Source organism: Parachryseolinea silvisoli, from assembly GCF_021190955.1.
Taxonomy (GTDB): Bacteria; Bacteroidota; Bacteroidia; order Cytophagales; family Cyclobacteriaceae; genus Ohtaekwangia; species Ohtaekwangia silvisoli.
Genome location: NZ_JAIOAO010000004.1, coordinates 295,634 through 320,904, shown reverse-complemented (window position 1 = coordinate 320,904; position 25,271 = coordinate 295,634). Strand labels below are relative to the sequence as shown.

Here is a 25,271-nt window from a genome sequence, read left to right as displayed (position 1 = left end):
GTTAGCATTATCCGCAACAAAAAAAGAGCCCATCCAGCACGTCAACAAGTAGTAGACATGCTATGATGGGCTCTACCGGAAGATATACATTCCGTCTGACATCACCAAGACTTTTGAGGAAGAATGTTTCGCCCGGCTTTTCCAGCACCGGGTAACGCTTGCTTTGTAGGTATATATTCCCTTTACCGGAAGTTTCTCCCTTCCGGAAATATATTTCCTTGTAAAACAGCTTGCCGGTCTTTGCTGACCCCCGCGGGTTCTGTTGTCTCGTCGGCGCGCGAGCGGGGGCCGAGCTCCATTGTTTCGCGCGGCGCTATTAACCCCTGCAATAAGGCCGATATATTAAAGCAGCGTTGTACGATAACGTGTATCACCTCGCCCTCGCGTTGCACTTTGCCTTCTACCATCAGCAACTTGGCCTGGATGATTTCCTTGCGGTATTTGTCAAACAACCGCTGGAAGACAACCAGGTTGCCGGGGCCGGTCTCGTCTTCGAGGGTGATAAAACAAATTCCTGTCGCTGTACCTGGTCGCTGGCGGACCAATATCAGGCCTGCTACTTTTACTATATCGCCATCTTTCGCCATTGCCAGACTGCCCAGGGGTGTGACGCGCAGTTGATCCAAAGAAGAACGAACAAAGCTGACAGGATGGGCTTTGAGCGACAACGCCATAGCGGCGTAATCTTGTACGACATGCTCGGACAGCGCCATCGGCGGCAATGTGATCTTTTCTTCGATGGCCTCGCGGGCGTGCTGACCGGGAAACAGTGCTTTCGGGCCGTCTTTCACGGATACTTCCCACAACGCCTGGCGACGGTCGAGGCCTACGGAGCGAAAGGCATCGGCATCGGCTAAAGCTTCAAGTGCTGCCTGGGGCACGCCTACTTCACGCAGGGTATGAATGGAAGTATATCCACTCTTACGCTGCCTGATAAGATCCTCCATATCCTCTTGCCGAAGGCCGTTAGCTTGCCGGAAGCCCAGGCGCAGGGCGCAAAATTTACCGACGCGTTCTTCGAGTGTGTTATCCCACTGAGAATGGTTGATGTCGATGGAGCGGACTTCTACGCCGTGTTTGCGCGCGTCGATGATGAGCTGCGCGGGCTGGTAAAATCCCATGGGCATGCTGTTGAGCAGTGCGCAGGCAAAGACGTCGGGATAATAGCACTTCAGCCACGACGATACATATACCAGCAGTGCAAAACTCGCAGCATGGCTTTCGGGAAAGCCATAACTACCGAACCCCTCCAGCTGCCGGAACACGCGCTCGGCATATTCCTGCTGATACCCTTTCCTGATCATACCACTGATGAGCTTCTCGCGAAAATATGAAACCTTGCCTTTGGCTTTGAACGTGGCCATGCTGCGGCGCAATTCGTCAGCTTCGGCCGGCGTAAAGTTCGCCGCCACGATGGCGATCTTCATGGCCTGCTCCTGGAACAATGGTACCCCCATGGTACGATGGAGAATTTCTTTCAATTCTTCCGAAGGATATTCCACTTTCTCTTCACCGTTACGGCGGCGCAGGTAAGGATGCACCATGTCGCCCTGTATGGGACCGGGTCGCACGATGGCCACTTCAATCACCAGGTCATAAAAACATTGAGGTTTTAAGCGCGGGAGCATCGACATCTGTGCCCGGCTTTCGATTTGAAAGACACCAATGGTATCGGCATGACTGATCATTTTATATACTTCCGGGTCGTCTTGCGGAATATTCGCCAACGTAAGATTTAGATTATGGTGTTTCTCCGCCAGAACAAACGCTTTACGAATACACGTGAGCATGCCGAGCGCAAGCACATCGATCTTCAAAAACCCCAGCGCTTCGATATCATCTTTGTTCCATTCTATACACGTGCGGTTTTCCATGCGCGCATTTAATACCGGGCACAAGTCAGAAAGCTTACCCTGCGTAATAATAAAGCCACCGGTATGCTGCCCCAGCTGGCGGGGAAAACCGATGAATTGAGTGGTTAGCTCCAGCACCTTTCGCAAGGTTGGTTCATCCGGGTTGAGGCCCTGACTGATGATACGGTCGCGATCAAATCCTTCTTCACGAAAGCTCCAGATCAGGCCGGCCAGACGGTTGATGGTATCGACCGACAGCCCCATCGCTTTTCCCACATCGCGGATAGCGCCCCGGTGATGTTGCTGCGTCACCGTGGCAACAATAGCGGCACGATGGCGACCGTATTTGTTATAGATGTATTGCATCACTTCCTCGCGCCGTTCGTGCTCAAAGTCCACATCGATGTCGGGAGGCTCGTTGCGCGCCGAAGAAATAAACCGCTCGAACAACAGGTCGAACTTGGAAGGATCTACCGAGGTAATGCCCAAACAATAGCATACCGTGGAGTTGGCGGCGGAACCACGCCCCTGGCAAAGTATTTTCTGCTTACGGGCATACCGTACAATGTCGTATACCGTGAGGAAATAGGTAGCATAGCTCATCTGCTCCATAAATGCCAGCTCATACCGGATAGCATGTTGAACTTTTTCGGGAATGGTTTCGCCGAAGATTTCCCGGGCTCCTTTCCAGGCGAGATGGGTCAGCTCTTCCTGGGGCGTACGCCCCTCCTCGGTGAGCTCTTGCGGATAATGATATTTCAGCTCATCGAGCGAGAAAGTGCATGCCGTGGTAATCTCCTGCGTGCGCTGCAACGCGTCGGGATATTGTCGAAACAGCCGCGCCATTTCGTCTACAGTCTTGAGATAACGCTCGGCATTCGGGTGCAACCGGAAACCTGCCGTATGAATGGTACATTTCTCACGCGCACAGGTGACGATGTCCTGCAGCTCGCGCCGTTCGGGTGCGTGGTAATGCACGTCGTTGGTCGCCACCATGGGGATATTCAGTTTCCGGGCCAACTGGTCAATCCGAAAAAGACGTTTGGCATCATCCCCCCGGTAGGTACGGCTGGCGGCAATGTAGAGCACATCGCCGAGCGCTTCGCGGTATTCCTGTACATCTTGCAGAAAGGTGGCATCCAGCTCGAAGCGTTCGTTGAGCGGCGACGGCAATACGACAAGCTTACAATCTTGCAGTTGGGTATAAACATCATGTTTATAGAGATGACAATCACCCTTTTCGGCCCGTAGGTTCCCCGTGGTGAGCAGACCCGACAGGCAGGCATATGCTTGTATCGTCGTGGGAAACGCCAGCAACGACGGGCCATCCTGCAGGTCGAGTCGGCATGCCGGTATATACCGGATGTTGGCCTTCTTCGCCGCTACGTGTCCGCGGACAATGCCCGCCAGTGTGTTGCGATCGGTGACAGTAATCGCGGTATATCTCAGTTCTGCGGCTCGCTGCACCATCTCCTCGGGATGTGACGCCCCGCGCAGAAAACTGAAGTTCGTTGTTACCTGTAGCTCGGTGTAAGACATGTTTCCTCCTCTTTTTATATCAGGCCAGGAAGCCGTGGATGAACCATTGGTAGATTTTTTCGTGGTAGTGCCCCAGGCGGAACAGCCAGTACCGGCGTCCCGCATCGTCTTCCACACGGTAATAGTCGCGGTGCTGACCTTGTTGCAGCCACCACTCCTGCTCGATGCGCTCCGGGCCATCGGCACGCACAATGGTATGCAGCTGTCCTTTGTACCGAAACAGCATGGGAGGATGGTCGGGCGTGAGCGCCGTGACCTCGATACGCTCCGGCACGGCCAGCAATTGCAGCGGACGCAAGTGCCCGATACACCAGGGTGCCGTGGGCTGCTCTTGCAACGAGGTGGCCCGGCGGAAGGAGCGCTCCGGCCAATAGTGCTCGTCGGGCAGGTACCGGTGTATAACCTCTGTGCCCAGGCGACTGGCCAGGCGATCCACCAACTCCGACAGACGCTGGTCGTCTAGCCCACCATAACCTTCCCACAACTTCTCCTGGTGGTCATAATGTTCTTCTACCCTGGGTGCTTCCAGTATAAACAGCTCGATGCCGAGCGCCGGCTCGATGGTGGGCAGCGACGTTTCGAATAACTTAAACAAGTGCCGCGGGTTGTGCGATGGGCGATGTGTACCAATGGCAACCTGCTCCACTTTGCCATCCACGCGATACCCTTTCAACACTGCGGTGCGTAAACCTTTTTGCTCCTGCTGCAGGCGTTGACACAAGGTCTGTAGCAATTGCTCTAAGGCGATGGCAATGCCCGTGGCCGTCACAATCGGCTCCAGGCAGGGCAAGCGCTCCTGGTATGCTTCGACCGGTTGTACGGATTCCAGTATTTCTTCTTCGTGCCCCAGTGCCTGTCCCAGCCGTTGTAAAAAATGCCCGCCAAAACGGCGGCGTAGCGATGTGCGCTGTACGTGCATCAACTGACCGATCTGATGCAGCCCCAGCTTGTGCATGCGGGCGACAGCGTCGGCCTCCAGCCGCAGCGCTTCGGGTGGCAGTACTACCAGCCTGTCGAGGTGGCGGCGAGGCTCGATCACCCACGGCGCACAACCAAAACGCGCCACGCCCCACGCAACGCCTGCCGTATCGGCCATGGCGGCCTGTACGTCGTAATGACGGGCTTGCAGCTTTTTGACGATCGTCTCCAGGTACGGTGTTTCACCACCCCACAGGTGGGCACACCCCGAGACGTCCAGGAGTAATCCATCGGGGGAGTCTACGGCTACGACCGGCGTAAACCGGATGCACCATTCGGCCAGGCGGTGCAGTAGTTTATTCGCGAGCTCCGGTTTTTCAGGCAATGCCTGCAACGTGGGTTCTACTGCGCGGGCGTCGGCCAGCACCATGCCGGTATGGATGCCGCGGGCCTCTGCTACGGCATTGGCCGCTACGATCGTGACCCGGCCGTGTACCGGGGCGGTGAGCACGAAAGGTTGCTTGCGTCGTTCGGGATCCCGGAGCGAGAACCAATCCGTCGTTAAGTGCCGGAACCAAATCGATACATACCTGCCCGCCATATCATCCCACTTGCTGTTGTTGTTCGTGAATCTGTACTGTTGTATATACCGGTGTGAACGTGCCGTCTTCCCACCGTATATTCCACACGCCGGTCTTGCCATTGCGCATGCGCAACAACTCGACCTTCCATTGGGGGAATCCCAATCCGGGTAAACCCTCTTCCGGTTCACTCGCCAGGGACGTAATGCGCCACCGCGACACGCACGCTGTAGTACCCACGTTGCGTTGCGCATGCCGTAGCACAAAGCCCGTTACCCGGCTCTGCTCTACGGCCAGTTGTAACCGGCGGGAGGCGGTAAAGCTTATCTCGCGCACTTCGCCTACGACGGCCGCCAGGGCACCACACTTGAGGGCCTCTTCCATGGCCCACAATACATCACGTTCTTTTTTCAGATCCAGAAAGATGAAGCGGTCGGGGGAGATACCAAACCCCTGCAAAGCCGGAGGGAAAAGTCTGCGCGCAGCGCTGACCCAGATGGCGACACCTTTGTCGCCCATTAGCGGCGCCAGCAGGCCGGCCATGAAGCCGCTGGTAGCAGCGCCTTGTTCCATACTGGCAGTCAGAAACTCGTGCACGGCACCGACTGGAAAGGTACCATTGGGAAATGCTTCCTGAAAAGGCCCCAAACTAACATCTACTGCCGCATGGCTGCCCGGCCGGAATCCTTCGAGGCGAAGAATCTCGCGTTGCAAGGCTGCAATGATATCGGCTTTTTCCGCAGACATGGTGGGCTCTTTTCATTTTGTTGGGAAGAGCAAAGCTAGACAAAAACTAATATCATTAGCTACAAAATCTAATAATATTAGTTGATTGATAGACTTTAGGCGGAACTGGCCTGGAAAAACCGATTACAGCGCTTCGGCAGCGGGAAAGTCGACCGGCACGTCGGTGAGGGCATAGACATAATTGGTGAAAATTCGGATGGCCACCAGGCCTGTTAACTCCACCAGGGCAGCTTGCGGATACCCCGCCGCAAAGAAATTGTCTACCAGGTCTTCCCCAACATGCCCCTGGTTTTCAACAATGGATTTTGCCAGACGAAGAATAGTGTTTAGCCGTGCATCGTTTGTTTCACCACGACGAATGTCAAGTGTCTGTGCCTTTGTGAAACCTTTGGATGTGGCAAGAATCGTATGGGCCGCAAGACAGTAGGCACATTGATTTACTTCCGACACGATCAGCGCGATGGCTTCACGTTCTTTCGGTGTGAACATGCCAGTGTTGAGCGATGCTTCAAACTCGAGAAAGCCTTTTAAGGCGGGAGCAGAATAGCCAATGGTGGCGTACAGGTTGGGAAGCTTGCCTACTTTCTTTTTGATTTGATCAAAGAGTATCTGGGATGTGGGACTTACCTCTTCGGTGATCGGTACTTGAATGGTTTTCATACATAATTCGAAATTGTTACCGAGGTATACGTGTTGACGATCAACGATGGATACATGAAATACAGGACAAAAGGGACTGTGTATAGGACAATTTCGCCGTGAAGAAAATTATGATGATAGCAGGAACTTTGATACTCTGTGGCGTGTTTGAAGAAATATAAGTGTATGAATACTTTTTTTCACTGCTCATTCATTACTGACCTTCTATAAAAAAAGAGACCATCTTTCTGAGACGGCCTCTTCTGTTTAGAATGTTTACGTTGTCCTTATTTGCTGGTTATAATATACTTCCCAGCTGTATATTGTTTGCCATGCGAGACGCCCTCTTCACGCTAAGGTTTCCCCATTTCTTACTTCCAGGGATCGAGCACTACTTTTACGCAATCCTCTTCTTTTTCCTTAAATATCTTATACGCATGGGATACCTGAGAAAGTGGAAGACGATGTGTGATGATATCATCCAGCTTTACTTTTCCTTCCACGACATATTGCAACAGCAAGTCGATGTGTTTGTGTGCGGGAGCCTGGCCACCTTTCAACGTAATGCCTTTGTCAAAGAATTGGCCTATGGGAAAGTTGTCATAGGTTGTGGGATAGACGCCCAGCACGGAGACAATACCGCCACGACGGACCGCACTCATACACGCTTCCAATACTTTCGGCGAGCCTTTTTCCAGGTGGATAACCGCTTTGGCGCGATCCAGCAGCGTGCGATCGGGCTCAAATCCAACGGCCTCGATACACACGTCGGCACCACGGCCCTGCGTCATCTCACGGATCTTTTCAATCACATCCTTGCCATCACCTTCCCAGAGAATCGTTTCGCATGCGGCGGAAGCCTCAGCTTTGGCCAGGCGATACGGTAATGTATCTATTACTATCACACGACCGGCACCGCGTAACCAGGCACTTTTGGCCGCCATAAGGCCTACGGGACCGGCACCAAAGATCGCGACCGTCTCTCCGCCTTTTACTTCACCCCAATCCACACCGCTATAGCCGGTGGGAAATATATCTGTCAGGAAAAGCACCTGCTCGTCGGTGAGATTGTCTGGGACAATGCGTGGGCCAACATCGGCATAGGGTACGCGCACGTACTGGGCCTGGCCACCGTCATAGCCTCCATAGAGATCGGTATAACCGAAGAGGGCACCACCTTTTTCCTTTAGCAAACCACCTTCTGGACCGTAATGCTCAGGATTACTATTCTCGCAATGCCCAGGCAAGTGATTGGCACAAAAGAAACAATGGCCACAGGCAATCGGAAAAGGTACGACTACACGGTCACCGCGCTTGAGCTTAGTAACCGTCGAGCCCACCTCCTCGACAATGCCCATGAACTCATGTCCGAGCACCATGGGCCGCGGTTGTGGCAAGCCGCCGGAGTATATATGCAGATCTGAGCCACAGATGGCCGTGGCCGTAACTTTCAGGATTACATCGCTGTTCTCCTTAACAACAGGATCGTCAACAGTATCGTAGGTAACGGACCGGGGTCCATGGATGCGAGCTGCCTTCATTCGTATCGGAAGATTAGTGAACTTGTTTTTCTTTCTTCTCCCTTGCAGGACCTTGCTGTTTTTTCATTTTGTCGGCCAGTGCACTATCGGGCGTTACGTTGCTCATGGCAACCTGCATTTTGTTTTTCATGCCCGATACCACCATGTCGTCGCCGTTCATCATGGCTTCATACCCATCCTTCGCGGCGTCGGCTGCGTTGTCAAGCTTGCCCTCTTGTACGATCCTGGAATCGTTCATGTCGGCTTTATTGAAGAAGTCGGTGTCGGTAGCGCCCGGTAGCAGGGCTGTAATCGTGACACCTTTGTCTTTTACCTCGCTTCGCACAGCTTCGGTAAACGACTGCACAAAGGCCTTAGTGCCATGGTATACGGATTGCCACGGGCCGGGCATTTTGCTGGCGATAGACGAAAGGTTCATGATGCGGCCATGTCCCTGGTCTACCATGTCGCGCAGGAAAAGCTTCGTCAGGATCACCAGGCTGGAGATGTTGAGGTTAATGATATCCAGCTCACGCTGCAGATCGGTGTCGAGGAATTCACCATATTGACCTTGTCCCGCATCGTTGATCAGTATTTCGATGCTAAGATTTTTTGTTTTAATGTCATTGTACAGCTCAAAGGCATGAGCGGGTACAAAAAGGTCTTTCGAAATACGGATCACGTCTATACCAAATTCGGTTTTAAGCTCGTTTGACACACGGATCAGATTTTGCTCACCGCGTGCCGCCAAAATCAGGTTATAGCCATCCTTTGCCAGCAGCCGGGCCAGTTCGTAACCAATGCCACTGGTGCCGCCGGTAACGACGGCATATTGATTTGTAGCTTCCATAGTGTACAGGGTTTATTTTATAATTGTTTATGCCGGCACCCTTCTGGGTTTTTCACGCTCCCAGAAACGGTGCTGTTTCATTGCGAGTATAAACTTGTCAGACAGCGCCTTCAAATCCTGCTGGACGACCACACCTTCGCGCAGCACGGTATCCTCATCGGCATCTGGCGGCAACTTTTTATGGAAGTATGTCGCCTCGAGCACCTGCCGGGCAGCTTCATCGGCTGCAATAGGCTTGCAATGTTTAAAGGCTTCGTTGAGAAAGTGTACAGCATTGGCCTCTGCCGCCAATGTGGCAACACTGTTTACTCCACCTGGTACATATACAGCATCGTAGAGTACAGACGCTCCCGTGAGAAAGCTATGGTGTACTTCAAGCGGTTTTTGATCTTCGCTCAGGATAAAACCTTGTTTCGGAGCGATGATCTCTACGATGGCGCCTTCTTTCTCCAGGGCTGTCCGGACAATAGAAACGGCGGCCTCATCAAATCCATCGGCCACAAGAAAGGCCACCTTACGCGTACGAATGCTGTTCTTGAGCGTGTTGGCCATACTTAGCGCTTCTGAACGGGCAAGCTTTCCTTCCGGGTTGACCGACTCATATGATAGGGGATCGGCATCAGCGGGAATGCTCTGGTTAATTGTTCCGGGCAGTTCTTTGGGAATGGAAAGGCCCAACCCATAGGCTACCTCATTCGCGAGGCCGTTGTCGATATTTGCCAGAATCACCAGCATACGCTCGCGGATCGCCACAGTCTTGACTTTGCCCAGCTCAAAACGGAGCGCGTCGATAATGTGGTTCTTCTCGGGCTCGGACTGACTATTGAAGAACAACCGCGCCTGGCTGAAGTGATCGCGGAAGCTGGGACTGCGCTCGCGTACCTTGTGGGCATCGATGCGCTCGGCGTACGAGGTAAATCCACCCTCGGCAAACTTGGCCTGGAAGGGACACCCGCCGCCCAGCGTGTTAGGATTATAGCTGGATTTGCCACGGTTGATCATATGCCGCCCGTAGCCATCACGCTGATTGTTATGCAGCGGCGCGATGGTGCGGTTGATCGGCAACTCGTGGAAATTCGGTCCACCCAGGCGGATCAGCTGAGTATCGGTATAGGAGAACAAACGACCTTGCAACAGCGGATCGTTTGTAAAGTCAATGCCGGGCACCACGTGGCCGATGTGAAACGCCACCTGTTCGGTCTCGGCAAAGAAATTGTCGGGATTACGGTTGAGCGTCAGCTTGCCCACCCGTTGTACAGGCACTAATTCTTCCGGAATGATCTTGGTAGGGTCAAGCAAGTCGAAGTCGAACTTGTGTTCATCCTCTTCGGGCACGATCTGCAAGCCCAGTTCCCATTCGGGAAAGTTGCCACTGGCAATGGCATCCCACAGGTCGCGGCGGTGGAAGTCGGGATCTTTACCGGAAATGTTCTGTGCTTCGTCCCACGCTACGGCGTGGACACCCAATAGCGGCTTCCAATGGAATTTGACAAAGTGAGACACTCCCTGATCATTGACAAGCCGGAAGGTATGGACACCAAAGCCTTCCATCATGCGGTAGCTGCGGGGAATGGCACGGTCGCTCATCGTCCACATAATCATATGCGCAGACTCGGGCATGAGGGATATAAAATCCCAGAAGGTATCATGTGCCGACGCCGCTTGTGGGATCTCGTTGTCAGGTTCCGGCTTGACGGCATGAACGAGGTCGGGGAACTTCATGGCGTCTTGTATAAAAAAGACGGGCATGTTGTTGCCGACGAGGTCAAAATTTCCTTCCTCTGTATAAAACTTCACGGCAAAACCCCGCACGTCACGTGCGAGGTCTGTAGAGCCGCGGGAGCCTGCTACAGTGGAGAACCGTACAAATACCGGTGTCTCTTTGTTAGGATCTTGTAGAAAACCAGCACGGGTATACGGCGCCAGTGATTTATATACTTTAAAGACACCGTGCGCGGCAGAGCCACGGGCATGCACAATGCGTTCAGGAATGCGTTCGTGATCGAAGTGAGTGATCTTCTCACGCATGATGAAATCCTCCAGCAGCGTAGGACCACGGTCACCGGCCTTCAACGAATTTTGATCGTCGTTTATCCGGACTCCCTGGTTGGTGGTCATGAACTCGCCGGTGCTTACTTCAATGTCCGGCGCGAGGTCTTTTGCTTTGTCGTTATCGTTCGGCAAAGGTTGCTTACCCGTAGTTTCTTTGCTCATACGCTACTCTTCGTCTTCTTCTGCTGCCTCGTAATTGATATCATTCTCTGCAATGCCTGTCAACAGCTCATCCGTTTCTTTTTCTTCTTCCAGTGTCTCCGCGAGGATGTCCGCAATTTCATCATGACCGAGTGTACGGGCCAATTGTGCCAAACCACCATAGGTGGCAATTTCATAGTGCTCTACTTTCTGGGCAGCGAGGATCAGCCCCACGTCACGCGTTGCAGTACCTTTTTCAGTGTCTTCGATAATGCTTTCGGCTTCTTGTACCAGGCCTTCCATCGCATCGCATTTCTTCGCTTGTGCTTTGGTCTCCAGCAGCTCAAACACTTGTTCCAGGCGTGCTACATGTTCCTGTGTTTGCTCCAGGTGGGTCTCGAAGGCCTCTTGCAGCTCGGGAGAAGTGGCTGCCTTTCTCATTTTCGGCAGTGCTTTCGTCAGGTGCTTTTCAGCCCAGTAAATGTCTTTGATGCTGTCTTTAAAGAGTACGAGCAGTGCTGATTTCGGATCGCTCTCAGTTGCAACGGATGCTTTTGCACGGCTAGCGCCGGCTGATTTTTTTGCTGTCTTTGCCATAATCATTAAATGTTTATTGGGGTTGTATTAGAAGGAAGAACGAAAAAATAATGCCGTCAGAAAACGATGAAATGTTGTGTCACATCGGAAACACCGGGGGCAGGTATTACTCACTCGGCAATAGTGCTTCCCCAACATTACTGGTATTCCCGGAGAATTATTGAGACGCATTCACCCTGCACGTGCAATGCCTCAATCGATGTCTTTTACGGCACTTAACTGTATACCTTTTCCGAGCACGGGCTTGAACAGATCGCCTGTCTCACGCAGTCGTTGTACAGCATTATGAATGGTGAAGTCTTTCATTTTCAGCTTCGGTGTCACTTCGTCCCAGAGCAACGGCATCGAGACCGTGGCGCCCGGCCTGGGACGCAAAGAATAGGGAGCCGCAAGCGTAGCCTTCGGACGGTTCTGTAAAAAGTCGAGGTACATCTTACCCCCCCGGTTTCCCACCAGACGCTCGATGCTGGTGTACTTCGGTATCTCGTGGTGTACATGGGTGACGATCACGCGGGCAAACTCTTTCGACTGCTCATACGTGTATTTTGCCCCGAGCGGAATATAAATATGCAGGCCGGTGGAGCCGCTCGTTTTACAATACGATGGTATGTCTACACTCTCGAGCACCTGCCGGGTAACGAGGGCTGCTTCGATAACCTGTTTAAAGGTGTTGGTCGGCCCCGGGTCGAGGTCAATGATACACCAGTCCGGATGGTCGGGTTTATCAATGCGACTACTCCACGGGTTAAGCTCAATACAGCCCAGGGACGCCATGAGCAATATGTCGGCCTCACTCTTGGGAACGAGAAAGTGTTTATCAACGTCCAGCTCGTCACTGCTGTGGTACTGGTAGGTCGCTACCCAGTCCGGCACTTTGCCAGTAACATCCTTTTGGTAAAAGCTTTTGCCGTGGATGCCGTTGGGGAAACGGTTGAGGGATTGCGGCCGATCCTTGAGGTACGGCAGGATGATCGGTGCTACCTGGTAGTAATAATTGAGCATGTCGCGTTTTGTCACACCGTCGTCCGGCCAATATACCTTGCTCAGGTTGCTGAACTTCATCTTTTGGATTCAGTAACGTGTTGCGCGCACGTTTCCCGGCAGGTTTAACCAGGATTTTGTTTTCTTCTTCGGCTGCCTGTTTTACCGCCTTTTTTGCAGACTGAGGTTTTTCGCGTACAACCTCATCCGCCTTTTTATCAACACGCATACCTTCAAACGAGGGATGGCGCATAACGCCGTCGGTCGTCATCTCGGCAAAGCTCACTTCGCACACCAGCACGGGCTTGAGCCATGTGGCCGTGGCCTTTGCCGGACGGGGATTAAACCGTGAGGGTTTGTTGTAGTCGGGCTCTTCGGCAAACGGTGCGCCGTCTATGATCAGCGGTTTGAATTGCGCCAGCATTTCACGTTGCTGCTTTTGGTTAAAGCCCGTGCCAACCTTACCCGTATAAACCAACTCCTTCCCTTCCCACACGCCAACCAATAAAGAAGAGAAAGGCTTGCTGGAACCTTCATTGTTGGTAAAGCCGCCGATGACCATCTCCTGGCGTTTGTTGGCTTTGATCTTCAGCCACCGGGTTGTGCGTTCGCCGGACATATATTCACTATCGGCTTTTTTTGCAATGATACCTTCCAGGTTCATGGACTGCGCCGCCTGAAAGAACTCCGAGCCGGTGGCATCAAACGCATCGCTAAGGCGGATAATACCCTCCTGCGGGACAATACTTTTTAGGATCTCCCGTCGCTCGGACAACGGCAGCCCACACAGGTTGCGGCCGTCCAGCCAGAGTATATCAAATACATAGTACATGAGATCGCCGTCGGCTTCGCTTCGCCAGTTCTGCAACGCGCCAAAGTCGGAGACTCCGCTTTCTTTTAACACGATGATCTCACCATCGACAATGGCGTTGACATTCCAATCGAGTAACGCCTGGTAGACAGGATAAAACTTATCGTTGAAGGATTTGTCGTTGCGCGACTTGAGTACTACCTCCCCTTTATTCATGCAGGCCAGCGCGCGATAACCATCCCATTTAATTTCATAGAGCCATCCCGGTTCATCGAACGGTTTGTCGACAAGTGTAGCCAGCATTGGCTTAAGCCGCTCGTCAAACGCCGCCTTCGGGGCGCTCTTGATTAAACGCTCAACTGACTGGGCTTTTTTTTTACCGGCGCTGGGAGTCGGCCGCTTTACTTTTTTAGGATGCGTCGCCCGTGTTACTTTTTCGAGGGTTTTCTTCTTAAACGAAGGTGTTTTCTGTGCGGCAGCAGTTTTCTTTTTTACGGGTTTACCCGCAGCGATCTCTTCTACCGTTTTACCGGAGGCTACAGATTTATCGTGCTCCAGTATATCGTCGTGTGTTGCGTGGTCGTCGGCGAGCTTCATCAGCAGCCAGGCATTATCGCTTTTGCCCTTAGCCTTTACCAGCGCAAATTCTCCCTTGAGCTTTTTGCCTTGCAGTACGAACTTCAGCTTGCCGCTGTATAGCTGGCGGCGAAGCGCTTTGTCCGCGTCGGCTTTTGTTTTGAAGGCGCCTTCGGCAGGTTTATAGGATCCTTCATCCCACACGATCACCGTACCCGCGCCGTAGTTGCCCTCGGGGATGGTCCCTTCAAAGCTGTGGTAGTCATAGGGATGATCTTCTACCATCATGGCCAACCGCTTGACGGCGGTGTCCATGCTGGGGCCTTTCGGCACGGCCCAGCTTTTTAGTACGCCGTCCATTTCGAGGCGGAAGTCATAGTGCAGGTGTGAGGCCTGGTGCTTTTGCACAACAAACCGCAGCCGTGCACTCGCGGCCTTGCCGCCGGCCGGCTCGGGTGTTGTGTCGAAGGTCCTTTTCTGTTTGTAGCGTGTGAGGGTCATACACCCCGATCGCAAAAATTCCATGCCCGGGTGTTATTATACAGGCTATTGATGTGTCTGCGGTGTTCCCGCCGGCATGGAAAATTCCAGGAAGAGCGCGTAGGGTTGTAGCAGCGCATAAAGCTTGTCGTCTTTGCGCAGCGTAAGCATGCCGCGTTTTGAAAGGGTGCGAAGTCGTCTTTCGAGCACGTCCAATGACGATACGGTGATGGAGATGCCACAAATGCCGGTGTATCCGCGGCTGCTAAAGACGTCGGCCATGCGGCCCGGCTCGGACGTGTCGAGAATCACCAGCCGGCTGCGGCCGATGGTCATGGCGCGGGCAGGTGCTTGCAGCGACGTCGTGGGGCCTGCGTCCGTAAAGCCGAGGTCCTTAAAATGCTTCGTGGCGTTGTTTAGATCGGTCGCCAGGTAGTAGACCGGCCCAAGCCCGGTGGCGTTGTTGATGTGGGTGGTGTATTCGGGTTTGTCCCGCCAGTTTTTGTCGGCGTATTCGGTATAAAAGATGCCGGCGCCCGGCTGTGTGGGTGTGACATTTTTCCAGACGCGGTTATGGTCCCGGGTAAAGAGAATCCGCCGACGCTGCAGGTACTGCGCTACACTGTCGGAAGACTCCACCTCTACCGCCAGCTCCGAGGCGCCCGGACGCGTTTTGAGAAAGTCATGGTAAAAGCGGCCGATCTCATGTGTGGAATCCAGTGGCTGCACAAACTCCAGGTACGTGCCATCCGAGAATTTCACAAAGCAGTTGGTGATCCCGGCGTGTACGCGACCTTCTTTGATCGTAAATCCCAGCGAAGAAAAGACCTTTTTCACGGCGGCCAGATCGGTCACCGCCACAGGCACGTGATTGATGGCCACCGCCGTAATGGCATTTTTCGGAAGCTGCGCCAGCGTGCAGAACGGCAGGCAAAACAATAAAAAGTATACAATGCGACGATGCATGTCGCCAAGTTAAAATGTATACTCCTGAAAAGCGACAGAAATACCCTAATTCAAAGGATAATAAAGAATAATAACGTCCCTGATTCGAATATGATGCACCTAAATCACGGAACGATCGTGATCAACGTATGTGCCCTCCTACTGCGATGATCCGGGTGGGTTAGCGGCGCCAGATTTATCTGCATTATTCCGGTTCCTCCGGCTATTGACACCGGATGCGTCCAGAGACCTTGTGATACGTTGTGCCGGTGCCATTCCATACGTTTGACAGCGTAATATCACAAAACTCCGCGATCACCTTTCCTCCCTTCACACGAACATACAACGTCCCTTTTTCACTGGAGAAAGGTCCGTTGGAACCTTCATAATACTCGATCGATGCTTCGCCGGCCTGGGGAAAAGAAACGGGCACAAGCGAGTAGACTTGCTGATCTTTGTATGGCGTGTTACCGCCTATTACCACGAAAATCTGTGTGTTGCCTTGCTGAAAATATAATCGATACCCTTGCGAAGTAACCTGACATATGCTATTTCGGCTGTCGGCTGTCATCTCAATACCGTCGAGCTTGACCACGTTGTCCTTTAAGGAATTTGCACAGGGCGTCACAACAGGTGTTCCGAGAACCTCGCACGCCTGGCAACGGCCACCACAGTCGATCTCTTCTTCGTCCTGATTACGAATGCCATCGTAGCACGTAGGACCGACGAACGGATTATCCTGCTCCTCCGGAGTACAAGCGCCGGCTGCCAGTGCCAGCAAAATATAGTATAAACTTTTACGCATATTGAATTAGAACAGAACGTATCCCACACCGAGTGTAAGGTTGAAGAAATAGTATCCCATGAGGCCCTGGTGTACTTTGTAGCCCGAAAATTCCTGGGCACTCCAGTCACCGTTATTCTCGGTAAGAAAGTTACTGGGTACAAACGTCCAGCCCATCTCAAAACCGGCACGCACCAACAGGTTCTTCAGCGGCATGCTCTGACGCCCAAGTTGCATGGTAACCGTGGGGTATTTAAAGTCGTCGCGGAACTGCCGGGTGCTGGACTTCTTATCATCGAAGGTATTGACACGGCTGTAGTATACCGACAGGGTTTGATAGTAGCCGATCGGCGCCACGGTGGTACTGTAGTAAAATTTCAGGTGCACGCCGAACGCATCTCCCCGCACGACGTCCGAATCGTATTCATAACTATACTCCTGCCCTTCCACAGGCTCGGACCTGTAATATCCCCGTGTCGTACCGAAGCTGAGCCGGTTGTACGAAAGACCAATACTGTGACGCTTAAAAAACTGATATTCCACCGTGACCTGTGGGCGGGTGTTGAAGGCAAACTGGTTCGTTGTCGCGGCATGCGTTTCTCCCTCCAGGTCCACCATTAACTTATTGCTGGTACTCTGCGCAAAGATTGCCGGCGACGGGTTGGCATCGAGGAACACCGTAAAGCGTTTCCCCAAGAAGCCGGGAACCTGGGCCTGACTGCTTAGCGCGCCCAGGATAAATAGGGTCAGACAACAGAGCCTCATACTTTTACTTTGGTTTTTTTAAGTTTCAGGAGTGTGTAATAGATGTTGGACTGAAGGATGTTGGCATTGTCGCGTACCGACATACCGCGCACGTCCAGAACTTCCAGGGCTTGTGTGCGTACGTTGAACACCAGGCTGAAATACAGATTCCGGCCTTTCGGCGTAAACACCAGCGGTATCAACAACGGTGCTGCGGGCGGCACTGCCGCGCTGGCCAAAACTAACCACACCTTACCACGGCGTTTGCGGGTAACGGTAACGCCGCCCATCCACACAAAGTGGTCGGTCTTATAGGAATCTGCCAGCGCGGTGATCTCATTGTAGATCGAGCTGACCTGCAATTTTTCCGAACGCATCTGCTCATCGATCCAGTCGTTGAGGATACTGTTGGATTGCATCGTGCGAATGCTGCCAGACGTCAGGTTATTCGGGTTGATCACTTCCGAGCTCAAGTCGAGTTTGCCTGCGGCTACGCCAATCTTTTCATCAATATCCAGCAATACCTCTTCGGCCTCGATGTGGCGCACGCGTTGTTTTTTACGCACGTCGATCTTTTTATAGATCGGGTTTACCACCACCACTTTGTTTACCTCCAGGGGCTTCTCTTTGACTTTTACTTTCTTTTTCTTTCGGCTGATCTTTTTATCTTCGGCAATCTCCTTGCGGACGATGGCAATCTGTTTATCGAACCGGTCAAAGAATTTGTTACTGTCTTTGAAATCCAGGAACGCATATTGTGTATAGGGATACTCCAGCTCGGGAACATCCTTCTCACTCGCGGTACGCACGAAGCTTTCCTCCAGGTCCTCCTGTTCAGCGGCCAACGAACGAATAAGGTCATTGAGCATCAGCGATATCTCCTTATTGTCAGGCTCTGCTTCCAGGCATTTGTTAAGCTCGCGCATAGCGGTAACGCTTGTTTCATATGCCGTCTGACGGTTGAAGAATTCGGCCAGGTATGCTTCGGTGCTGGCCCAGTTCTCCTGGCGCTGATATTCGTCTTCCGCCAGCTTGGCTTTGGCCAGGCCGTACAACGCTTTTGCTACTGTTTCTTTTAGAAATACGGAAGTGGGGTCCTGTTCCTGCAAGCTGGTGGCCAGGGCCAACGCATCAAAGTACAGGTGTTCGAGCAGGTACAGGCGGCAAAGCTCAAAACGCGCCATCTTGCGCACCTTTTCAAACCCGGTTTTAGAAACGCGATACAGATCGCCTGGTCCGCCGTCGCGAAATTTGCGGGCCACAACACGCTTGCGTTTGCGCACGTCGGGGTGTGTGCTTAGCGCATCATCGTCGTCTTCCTGTGGATAGGTGCTCTTGACAGACGTGGCTACCAGCGTGTCGGGGAATATATAGCGACCCGACTCAAGGGTGCGTTTGTCAAACCGTGTCCAGAAGATCGGGTGATCGCCGTTGCGCAACACGTCAAAGATAGACCCGACAGAATCTTTGCTGTATGCCGACTTGGTATAGATGTCGATAGCACCCAGATCGGCTTCCGTTTCCAACTCGCGCGAATACGAGCTTTTGGCAAACTCTTTATCCGAGGAAGACAGCTTGCGATAGTCACGCGATTGTTCGATCACGACGTTATTCACATAACTGTTGATAACGTGTTTCTTTTCGTAGTGGGTGGCCTCGTGGCCGAGTACAAAGGCCAGCTGCGCTTCATTCTCCAACCGCGCCAGCAAGCCCAGGTTAATGAATATGATACCGTTGTTGGTGGTGAAGGCATTGGTCACGGGCGACTTTACCGTATAGACGCGCAACTTGCTTTGTATGGCAGGGTACGGTTTCAAGACCTCCTGTAATACGCTGTTGGTATACACCGAGATCTCGTCGTTAAACAGAACGTTCCCGCTTCCGAGAAACTCGTCCAGGTTAAAGGTACTTTCGAGGTAAAACTTTTTCCGCCCCCGGTGTTCGCGACGCGTCTCCTCCTTGTCGCGGCTCAGGTTCGTAAGTTCCTGGGCGTACTTGGCCGCCGAGCGGTCGGTGAAGTCTTTCGGCACGGGTCCCTGTGACTGGACCGTTTTGTAATGGTTAAAGTCTTGAAGGAAGGCCGGCGTACAACATAATGCTACGAGGGCAACCGTTAGTATACATCTCATGATAGAGGCTATTGGGCTGCAAATCTGTCTAGTATTCCGGGAATTCCCGAGGACATGTATGAAATTCCATTACTCTACAGAATCCGTTTATCTATTTCTTCGGGCATTCCGTCGCGTATTTTGTCTCTCTTGTAGAAATCGGAAGCAGCGATGCGTGTAGCAAGCTACCCGACTACCCGGCTCCACCGGAACATGCCTCGTGACCCGGTATCTTACGAAGTACGAAATGATACAGGAATGGTAAATTTTGCCCGTTTATGGTGTCGGTACCCCTGTTTCCCGTCGGGTACAGTTTTTGAAAACGCTGTTTCGACGTTCCCTATATGCACAAAACCCCCGGCACCCTATACATTGGTACGAGCAACATTGTATTGCCAGGACCGAAGGCAACCTTTCCGGAAGCTTACCGGTCCGGCAGCCGGCTACATTATTATAGCAGTCTATTCAATAGCCTGGAGGTTAACAGCACCTTTTACAAACTGCCGCTGGCGTCCACGTTGGAGAAATGGGCCGCCGATGTACCCGACGATTTTACCTTTACCCTCAAGCTGTGGCGCGAAATTACCCACGCCCGTCACCTTACGTTTACCCCCGAGCATATCGAACGCTTTCTGGAGATCGCCGAAGGCATCGGCAGGAAGAAGGGTTGTCTGCTGATTCAATTTCCCGCGAGCGTTACCACAACCAGTTTCGCGTGGGTAAAGGATATTCTGGAACATATAACGACGCTCAACACCACTCCGACCTGGCGCGTGTGTGTCGAGTTCCGTCATGCCGGCTGGTATGAACACGAGGCTGTCGCCCGGCTACTGCATCGACTCCGCATCTCGATCGTACTGCACGATATGCCCCGGTCGAAACCTCCCCTCGATACCGTGCCCGGCCCGGCAGTGTACTTGCGCTTTCACGGCCCCGCGGGAGACTACAAAGGTGGCTATAACACGCCCACGCTTCACGAGCATGCTGCCTATATCGCCGCCAGCCTGAAGGCCGGCCAGGACGTGTATGTATACTTCAACAATACCCTGGGCGACGCGCTGCAAAATGCCCACTGTCTGCAGGCATTGACCGACTACCCTGCCGTGAACGACGCTCATATTCTTAATCGCCATTAGATTGGCATCGTCGCCAACGCACTCTGAGTGAACGCCTTAGTCGTTTTCCAGGCATCTTATTTCTAGATTTTTCGCCGACAAATTGATTCCAGGGGTGTGATGGGCGTGCTTTGATTATGCTCACGCAAACGTTTGTACCTATCCATTCAAACGTTAATTCCAGATTCTATAAAAACTAAACACCACGCTTATGAAAGTACGTTTCCCCTTGTTTTATGCACCCTTCCGGGCATGGCTCCGCGGATTGGCGGCACTCCTGATGCTGCTGAGCCAGGCGCTGTACGCCCAGGATCCACCCCAATATGGCACCCCGTTTTCGGCCGTACCCGATGCCCGCGATGTGAACATGTACCAGGTACACATCCGTCCCTACAGTGCGGCCGGCAACCTGGCCGGCGTCATTAGCCGCCTGGATCAGATCAAGGCCCTCGGCACCAACGTCATCTACCTCATGCCGATCTATCCGCATGGCACCGACGCGCGCAGCTCACAGTCCCCCTATTGTATAAAAGACTTTAAGGCCGTCGGCTCGGAGTATGGTTCATTGACTGACCTGCGTGCCCTCGTAGACGGTGCGCATGCCCGCGGCATGGCCGTAATGCTTGACTTCGTTGTCAACCAAACCTCGTGGGACCACCCGTGGATCACCCAACACCCCGACTGGTATGTACGGGTAAATGGCGTCATTCAACAACTCGCAGAGTTTACCGACGTCGCCGCACTCGACATGAACAATACTACCCTGCGCGCCGCATTGATCGACGCCATGCGCTACTGGATCCTGGCGGCCAACATCGACGGCTACCGCTGCGACTTTGCGAACAATGCACCGCTGCCCTTCTGGACGGCCGTCATCAACAACCTGCGCGGCATCACCTCGCACAAGCTACTGATGTTTGCGGAAGGCGATCGCGTGGAGAATTTCCAGGCCGGCTTTGACCTGAACTTCGGCGACAAGTGGTTTTACGATGCCCTGGAAGATGTCGCAAAAGGCGGATCGGTATCCCTGTTTCAAAGCGTCACCAATACGGAATATACCTATGCCGGCGCTGCCCAACAGGTCGTACGCTATACCGCGAACCACGACACGGAAACCCGGACCGATGGGTTCCTTCCGTTCCAGCTGTTTCAAAACCACGCGGGCGTTGTTGTCAACTTCCTGGTCTCGGCCTATATGCGCGGCGTTCCCTTTCTGACCAGTGGTCAGGAGGTAGATTTTAACCAGGCCATTCCCTGGCCGTACACCACTGTCAAGATCAACTGGGGCGCCAACCCCACGGCAGCCGCGGACTTCACGAAGATCCTAACCTTCCGCACCAACAGCACGGCCATACGGCGGGGCACGCTCACGAACTATTCTAACAACGATGTTTGCGCGTTCACCAAAGTATCAGGCAGCGACAAGGTTGTCGTGATGGCCAACCTGCGGAACAACAGCACAAGCTTCGTTATACCGGCCGCGCTGGCCGGCAGCTATGTCGATGCGTATACCGGTTCCTCCGTCACGCTCACGGCGGGCGCCACACAGTCGCTGTCAAACTTTCAATATCGGGTGCTGACCAATGCCAATGTGCCCAACGTGCCGGTAACATGGGTGGCCGTTAGCCCGGCAAACGCCAGCGTCAAAGTAGGACTCACCCAACAGCTTACAGCAACGGTAAGTCCGGCGAATGCCACGAACCAGGCTGTTACGTGGTCGTCGGGGAACACCGCCGTCGCGACGGTCAACAGCAGCGGGTTGGTCACCGGCGTGTCGGCCGGCAACGCCATGATCACCGCCACTACGGTAGACGGCGGTAAGACCGCCACCGCCGCTGTTACGGTGACACCGGCTACGTCGTTCACTGTATACTTCTACAAGCCGGCCAACTGGGGCACCAACATCCGTCTCTACTATTGGAACACGCTTCCCGCCGGATCGCTCCCCACAGTCACCTGGCCGGGCGTGAGCATGACCAACGACGGCAGCGGCTGGTATAGCTATACGTTTACAAACGTTACCTCCACGAACCTGATCTTCAACGACGGCACCAGCCAGACGGCCGACCTGATGCGCAGCACCACGGGCTGGTATCAAAACAACACCTGGTATAATTCAAATCCCGGTACACCGCCAGTTACCGAAACATACTATACCATCCGTAATCGCTGGAAAAACACCTATTTGTACGATGCCGGTGCAACCGTAGGCTACGGCACCACGGCGGCCAACAACAACTACCAATGGCAGAAGGTGCCCGGCGACGCCAGTTACTTCTGGCTCAAAAACCGCGGCACCGGCGAGTATATGCACATCGAAAACCAGACCGGTTCGGTACAATGCACCGCCGTGACACTTGACTGGTGGAGCGCCCAATGGTCGCAGGACAACGTAGACGGCACATACGCACGACTGCGCAACCGCTGGCAAACCGGCAGTATCGTACACGTGGAAGGCCAAACCGGCTCCGCGCAATATGCCGGTGCACAAGATGGCTGGTATAGTGCCCAATGGCAATTGATCCCCGCCAGCGTAGGTGGACGCACGGCGGCACCGGAAGTAGCGGTATACGACGAAACCACATCATCGGCCGTGGTGGTATATCCGAACCCGGCCAAGGGCAATCAACTATATGTACAAGTGCCTGGATTGCCAGAGACGTCAGAAGCCGCTGTGTTGATACAGAACGTGCAAGGACGGCCTGTGCTGGAGACGAAAGTGAAGCGCTCAGGGGTGATTATCCATGACTTGCCGGGAGGGCTGTATTTTGTGAAGATAAGGACGGCGAACGCCGTGGTAGTGGAGAAGGTTGTTATTGAGCGATAAGAGATTTAGAAATATTTAAATGAAAAAAGGAGGCGTTAGCACCTCCTTTTTCTATTTACTATTTCAATTCCAACACAACCACCGAAAACGGCGGCACCGTCACATTCAACGCTCCTCCTTTCAACTTAGCATCATTAAACGCCGCCGGCTTTATATTCCCCGGTTTATCGAATGTATTATGATCTGTCAGCGCCTTCGCCGTAAGCACACGCCCCGACACGGTCTTGTATGTCGTGCCGCCAAACAAATCAACACTCACCTCCTGCGCATTCTTGGCATCGATATTCACGAGTGATATGTGCGTGCGCCCCTGTACATCCACGGAGGCGGACGCTGATACTGCCGGCAGCTTATCATTACCGAACGTATAATCTTTCGTCTGCAGCGTAAGCGGCAGTAGCTTGGCGTCCTGGTGCACTTTGTACATTTCCATGACATGATAGGTGGGCGTCAGGATCATCTTTTCTTCGTCCGTGAGTATCACGGCTTGCAGTACGTTGATGGTTTGGGCGAGGTTGGCCATGCGCACACGGTCGGCGTGGTTGTTGAAGATGTTCAGGGTCATGCCGGCGATCATGGCGTCGCGCATGGTGTTTTGTTGGTATAAGAAACCAGGGTTGGTGCCGGGCTCGACGTCATACCAGCCACCCCACTCGTCCACGACCAGGGCTACACGTTTTGCCGGGTCGTATTTGTCCATGATCGTGCTGTGCCGCTGCACCAGCTCTTCCATGCGCCAGGCTTGTTTCATCGTCTTGAAGTACTGCTCTTCGCTGAAGCCCACAGCGGGGCCTTTGCTATTCCATTCTATGACGGAGTAATGGTGCAGGGCCAATCCGCCGAGCATGTTGTGCGGTATGTCGCGCATGAGTACTTCCGTCCAGTTGTAGTCGGCGCCGTTCGCGCCGGAAGCAATGCGAAACAGTTTGTTGCTGTTGCTCCAGTCTGTCATGAACGTGGCATACTGGCGGTATATATTGGCATAGTGCTCGGGTTTCATGTTGCCGCCACAGCCCCACGCTTCGTTGCCCACGCCCCAATAGCTTACCTTCCAGGGGGTTTCGCGGCCGTTCTCCTTTCGCCATGCCGACATGGGACTAACCCCACCAAAATTTACATACTGCAGCCACTCCGTAAGCTCCTGCACCGTACCGCTGCCGACGTTGGCAGCCAGGTATGGCTCGGTGCCCAGCAGCTCGCACATGTCGAGGAAGTCATGCGTGCCAAAGCTGTTGTCTTCCGTCACACCGCCCCACCACACGTTGACGATCTTCGGACGTTTGTCTTTCGCGCCTACGCCGTCCTTCCAATGGTAGGTATCGGCAAAGCAGCCACCGGGCCACCGCAGGTTAGGTATATTTAGTTGCTTGAGCGCTTCAATGACATCTTTACGAACGCCTTTCACATGCGGTATTTTGGTATTACTCTCGCCGACATAAAAGCCGCCATATATACACCGACCCAGGTGCTCGGCAAAATGACCATAGATGTGTTTGCTGATGATAGTTTGCGGAGAGCTTGTTTGTATCGAGATTTTATTCGTAGTACTCTGCGCAAAAACAGAGGCAGCCGCGAAACATGCCACAAACAAGCATGCAAGTCTTGCGGTAAATGTGTGAAGAGAAGAAGACATGGGTTATCTGGTTTAATTGTACAAATTACAATTTAATATAAACAATCGTCCTGAACTATAGAGACAGTAGCACAAAATATTTTAATCATTCAGGCCGGCGCTGACGGGTGGGTATACCGGCAGCGGGCACTATATGAACTTCAGCACGTTTGATTCCAACTTGCGGTATTTGACGGCATCAAACACATAATAAAAGGCACCTTTCTTCGAAGACTCCCGTTCCTTTTCATCCAGCTTTTTTAAAATGCCCAACGAAAGCATCTTCTTGGCAAAGTTGCGTTTGTCGAGCTCCGTCTCGTAGATCGCTTCGTATAGGTTCTGCAGCTGCGGCAGAGTAAACTTCTTTGCCAGCAGCTCGAATCCTACCGGATGCGTCGCTACCTTCTGACGCAGCATGCCCTTTGCTTTCTCTACCATCTTTTTATGGTCGAAGATCAACGCCGGCATTTTGTTGAGCGGGAACCAGTGCGACTCGTGCTCCTGTTCCAGCTGCCTATTATATCCGGCAATGTTGATCAGCGCAAAGTATGCAATCGAGATAACCCGCCCTGCGGTATCCCGGTTGATATCGGTGAACGTATGCAGCTGCTCGACATAAACATCCTTCATACCCGTGAGCTGGTGGAGTACACGGAGCGCAGCCTTGTCGGCATTTTCATTCTCCCCCACAAAACCACCCATCAGCGACCATTTGCCACGCTCTGGCTCGAAGCCACGTTTGATGAGCAACGCCTTTAGCTCGCTGCCGTCAAATCCAAAGATGATACAGTCGACCGCTACGAGGATCTTCTTGTGATGTTTATAGTTCTGGATGTCCATACCCACGAAGG

Annotated in this window: 17 protein-coding genes and 1 pseudogene; 2 read left to right on the top strand and 16 right to left on the bottom strand. The window is 53.1% G+C overall.

Annotated elements, in window-relative coordinates; all coding sequences use genetic code 11:
• Positions 1-182 precede the first annotated feature (182 nt).
• The 14 genes and pseudogenes from K7P01_RS24275 to K7P01_RS24210 form a co-directional block, all read right to left on the bottom strand.
• Positions 183-3,392: an error-prone DNA polymerase gene (locus tag K7P01_RS24275; RefSeq protein WP_267297174.1), complete on the bottom strand. Its 3,210-nt coding sequence runs from the start codon at positions 3,390-3,392 to the stop codon at positions 183-185.
• Positions 3,393-3,411: 19 nt separating this feature from the next.
• On the bottom strand, positions 3,412-4,911 hold the full coding sequence (locus K7P01_RS24270; protein ID WP_267297173.1) for a Y-family DNA polymerase: 1,500 nt from the start codon (positions 4,909-4,911) through the stop codon (positions 3,412-3,414).
• Position 4,912: 1 nt separating this feature from the next.
• Entirely contained in the window at positions 4,913-5,638 is a 726-nt protein-coding gene (locus K7P01_RS24265) for an ImuA family protein (RefSeq protein WP_267297172.1), read from the bottom strand.
• 123 nt (positions 5,639-5,761) lie between these two features.
• Positions 5,762-6,298 carry a carboxymuconolactone decarboxylase family protein gene (locus K7P01_RS24260; RefSeq protein ID WP_267297171.1) on the bottom strand — a complete coding sequence of 179 codons (537 nt, stop codon included), beginning with the start codon at positions 6,296-6,298 and terminating at the stop codon, positions 5,762-5,764.
• 350 nt (positions 6,299-6,648) lie between these two features.
• On the bottom strand, positions 6,649-7,818 hold the full coding sequence (locus K7P01_RS24255; protein WP_267297170.1) for a zinc-dependent alcohol dehydrogenase: 1,170 nt from the start codon (positions 7,816-7,818) through the stop codon (positions 6,649-6,651).
• Positions 7,819-7,831: 13 nt separating this feature from the next.
• The gene (locus tag K7P01_RS24250; protein ID WP_267297169.1) at positions 7,832-8,647 is read right to left on the bottom strand and encodes an SDR family NAD(P)-dependent oxidoreductase; all 816 of its coding nucleotides are present in this window, start codon (positions 8,645-8,647) and stop codon (positions 7,832-7,834) included.
• A 27-nt stretch (positions 8,648-8,674) separates the two neighbouring features.
• Positions 8,675-10,861, bottom strand: a complete 2,187-nt coding sequence (locus K7P01_RS24245) for a catalase (RefSeq protein WP_267297168.1) — start codon at positions 10,859-10,861, stop codon at positions 8,675-8,677.
• Positions 10,862-10,864: 3 nt separating this feature from the next.
• Positions 10,865-11,437 (bottom strand): YciE/YciF ferroxidase family protein, encoded by a 573-nt coding sequence (locus K7P01_RS24240; protein WP_267297167.1) that lies wholly within the window; start codon positions 11,435-11,437, stop codon positions 10,865-10,867.
• Between the two features lie 192 nt (positions 11,438-11,629).
• The gene (ligD, locus tag K7P01_RS24235) at positions 11,630-12,439 is read right to left on the bottom strand and encodes a non-homologous end-joining DNA ligase (RefSeq protein WP_267297166.1); all 810 of its coding nucleotides are present in this window, start codon (positions 12,437-12,439) and stop codon (positions 11,630-11,632) included.
• 235 nt (positions 12,440-12,674) lie between these two features.
• Positions 12,675-14,306: pseudogene (gene ligD / locus K7P01_RS24230) on the bottom strand (non-homologous end-joining DNA ligase); the annotation flags it as partial.
• Between the two features lie 45 nt (positions 14,307-14,351).
• Positions 14,352-15,251 (bottom strand): VOC family protein, encoded by a 900-nt coding sequence (locus tag K7P01_RS24225; protein ID WP_267297165.1) that lies wholly within the window; start codon positions 15,249-15,251, stop codon positions 14,352-14,354.
• A gap of 202 nt (positions 15,252-15,453) precedes the next feature.
• Positions 15,454-16,035 carry a hypothetical protein gene (locus tag K7P01_RS24220; protein ID WP_267297164.1) on the bottom strand — a complete coding sequence of 194 codons (582 nt, stop codon included), beginning with the start codon at positions 16,033-16,035 and terminating at the stop codon, positions 15,454-15,456.
• Positions 16,036-16,041: 6 nt separating this feature from the next.
• Complete coding sequence (locus K7P01_RS24215; protein ID WP_267297163.1) at positions 16,042-16,779, bottom strand: hypothetical protein; 738 nt, start codon at positions 16,777-16,779, stop codon at positions 16,042-16,044.
• Positions 16,776-18,887: a M48 family metallopeptidase gene (locus K7P01_RS24210; protein ID WP_267297162.1), complete on the bottom strand. Its 2,112-nt coding sequence runs from the start codon at positions 18,885-18,887 to the stop codon at positions 16,776-16,778. The genes K7P01_RS24215 and K7P01_RS24210 overlap by 4 nt, the downstream gene beginning before the upstream one ends.
• A 323-nt stretch (positions 18,888-19,210) precedes the next feature.
• On the opposite strand from K7P01_RS24210, the gene K7P01_RS24205 reads away from it, so the two are divergent.
• Both K7P01_RS24205 and K7P01_RS24200 read left to right on the top strand, forming a co-directional pair.
• A complete protein-coding gene (locus K7P01_RS24205) occupies positions 19,211-20,002 on the top strand; it encodes a DUF72 domain-containing protein (protein WP_267297161.1) in 792 nt (263 codons plus the stop codon).
• A 190-nt stretch (positions 20,003-20,192) separates the two neighbouring features.
• The gene (locus K7P01_RS24200) at positions 20,193-22,808 is read left to right on the top strand and encodes an alpha-amylase family glycosyl hydrolase (protein ID WP_267297160.1); all 2,616 of its coding nucleotides are present in this window, start codon (positions 20,193-20,195) and stop codon (positions 22,806-22,808) included.
• A 58-nt stretch (positions 22,809-22,866) separates the two neighbouring features.
• Here K7P01_RS24200 and K7P01_RS24195 read toward each other — a convergent pair whose 3' ends face one another.
• Complete coding sequence (locus K7P01_RS24195) at positions 22,867-24,441, bottom strand: alpha-N-arabinofuranosidase (RefSeq protein ID WP_267297159.1); 1,575 nt, start codon at positions 24,439-24,441, stop codon at positions 22,867-22,869.
• A gap of 129 nt (positions 24,442-24,570) precedes the next feature.
• Complete coding sequence (locus K7P01_RS24190) at positions 24,571-25,260, bottom strand: NUDIX hydrolase (protein ID WP_267297158.1); 690 nt, start codon at positions 25,258-25,260, stop codon at positions 24,571-24,573.
• Between the last annotated feature and the right edge of the window lie 11 nt (positions 25,261-25,271).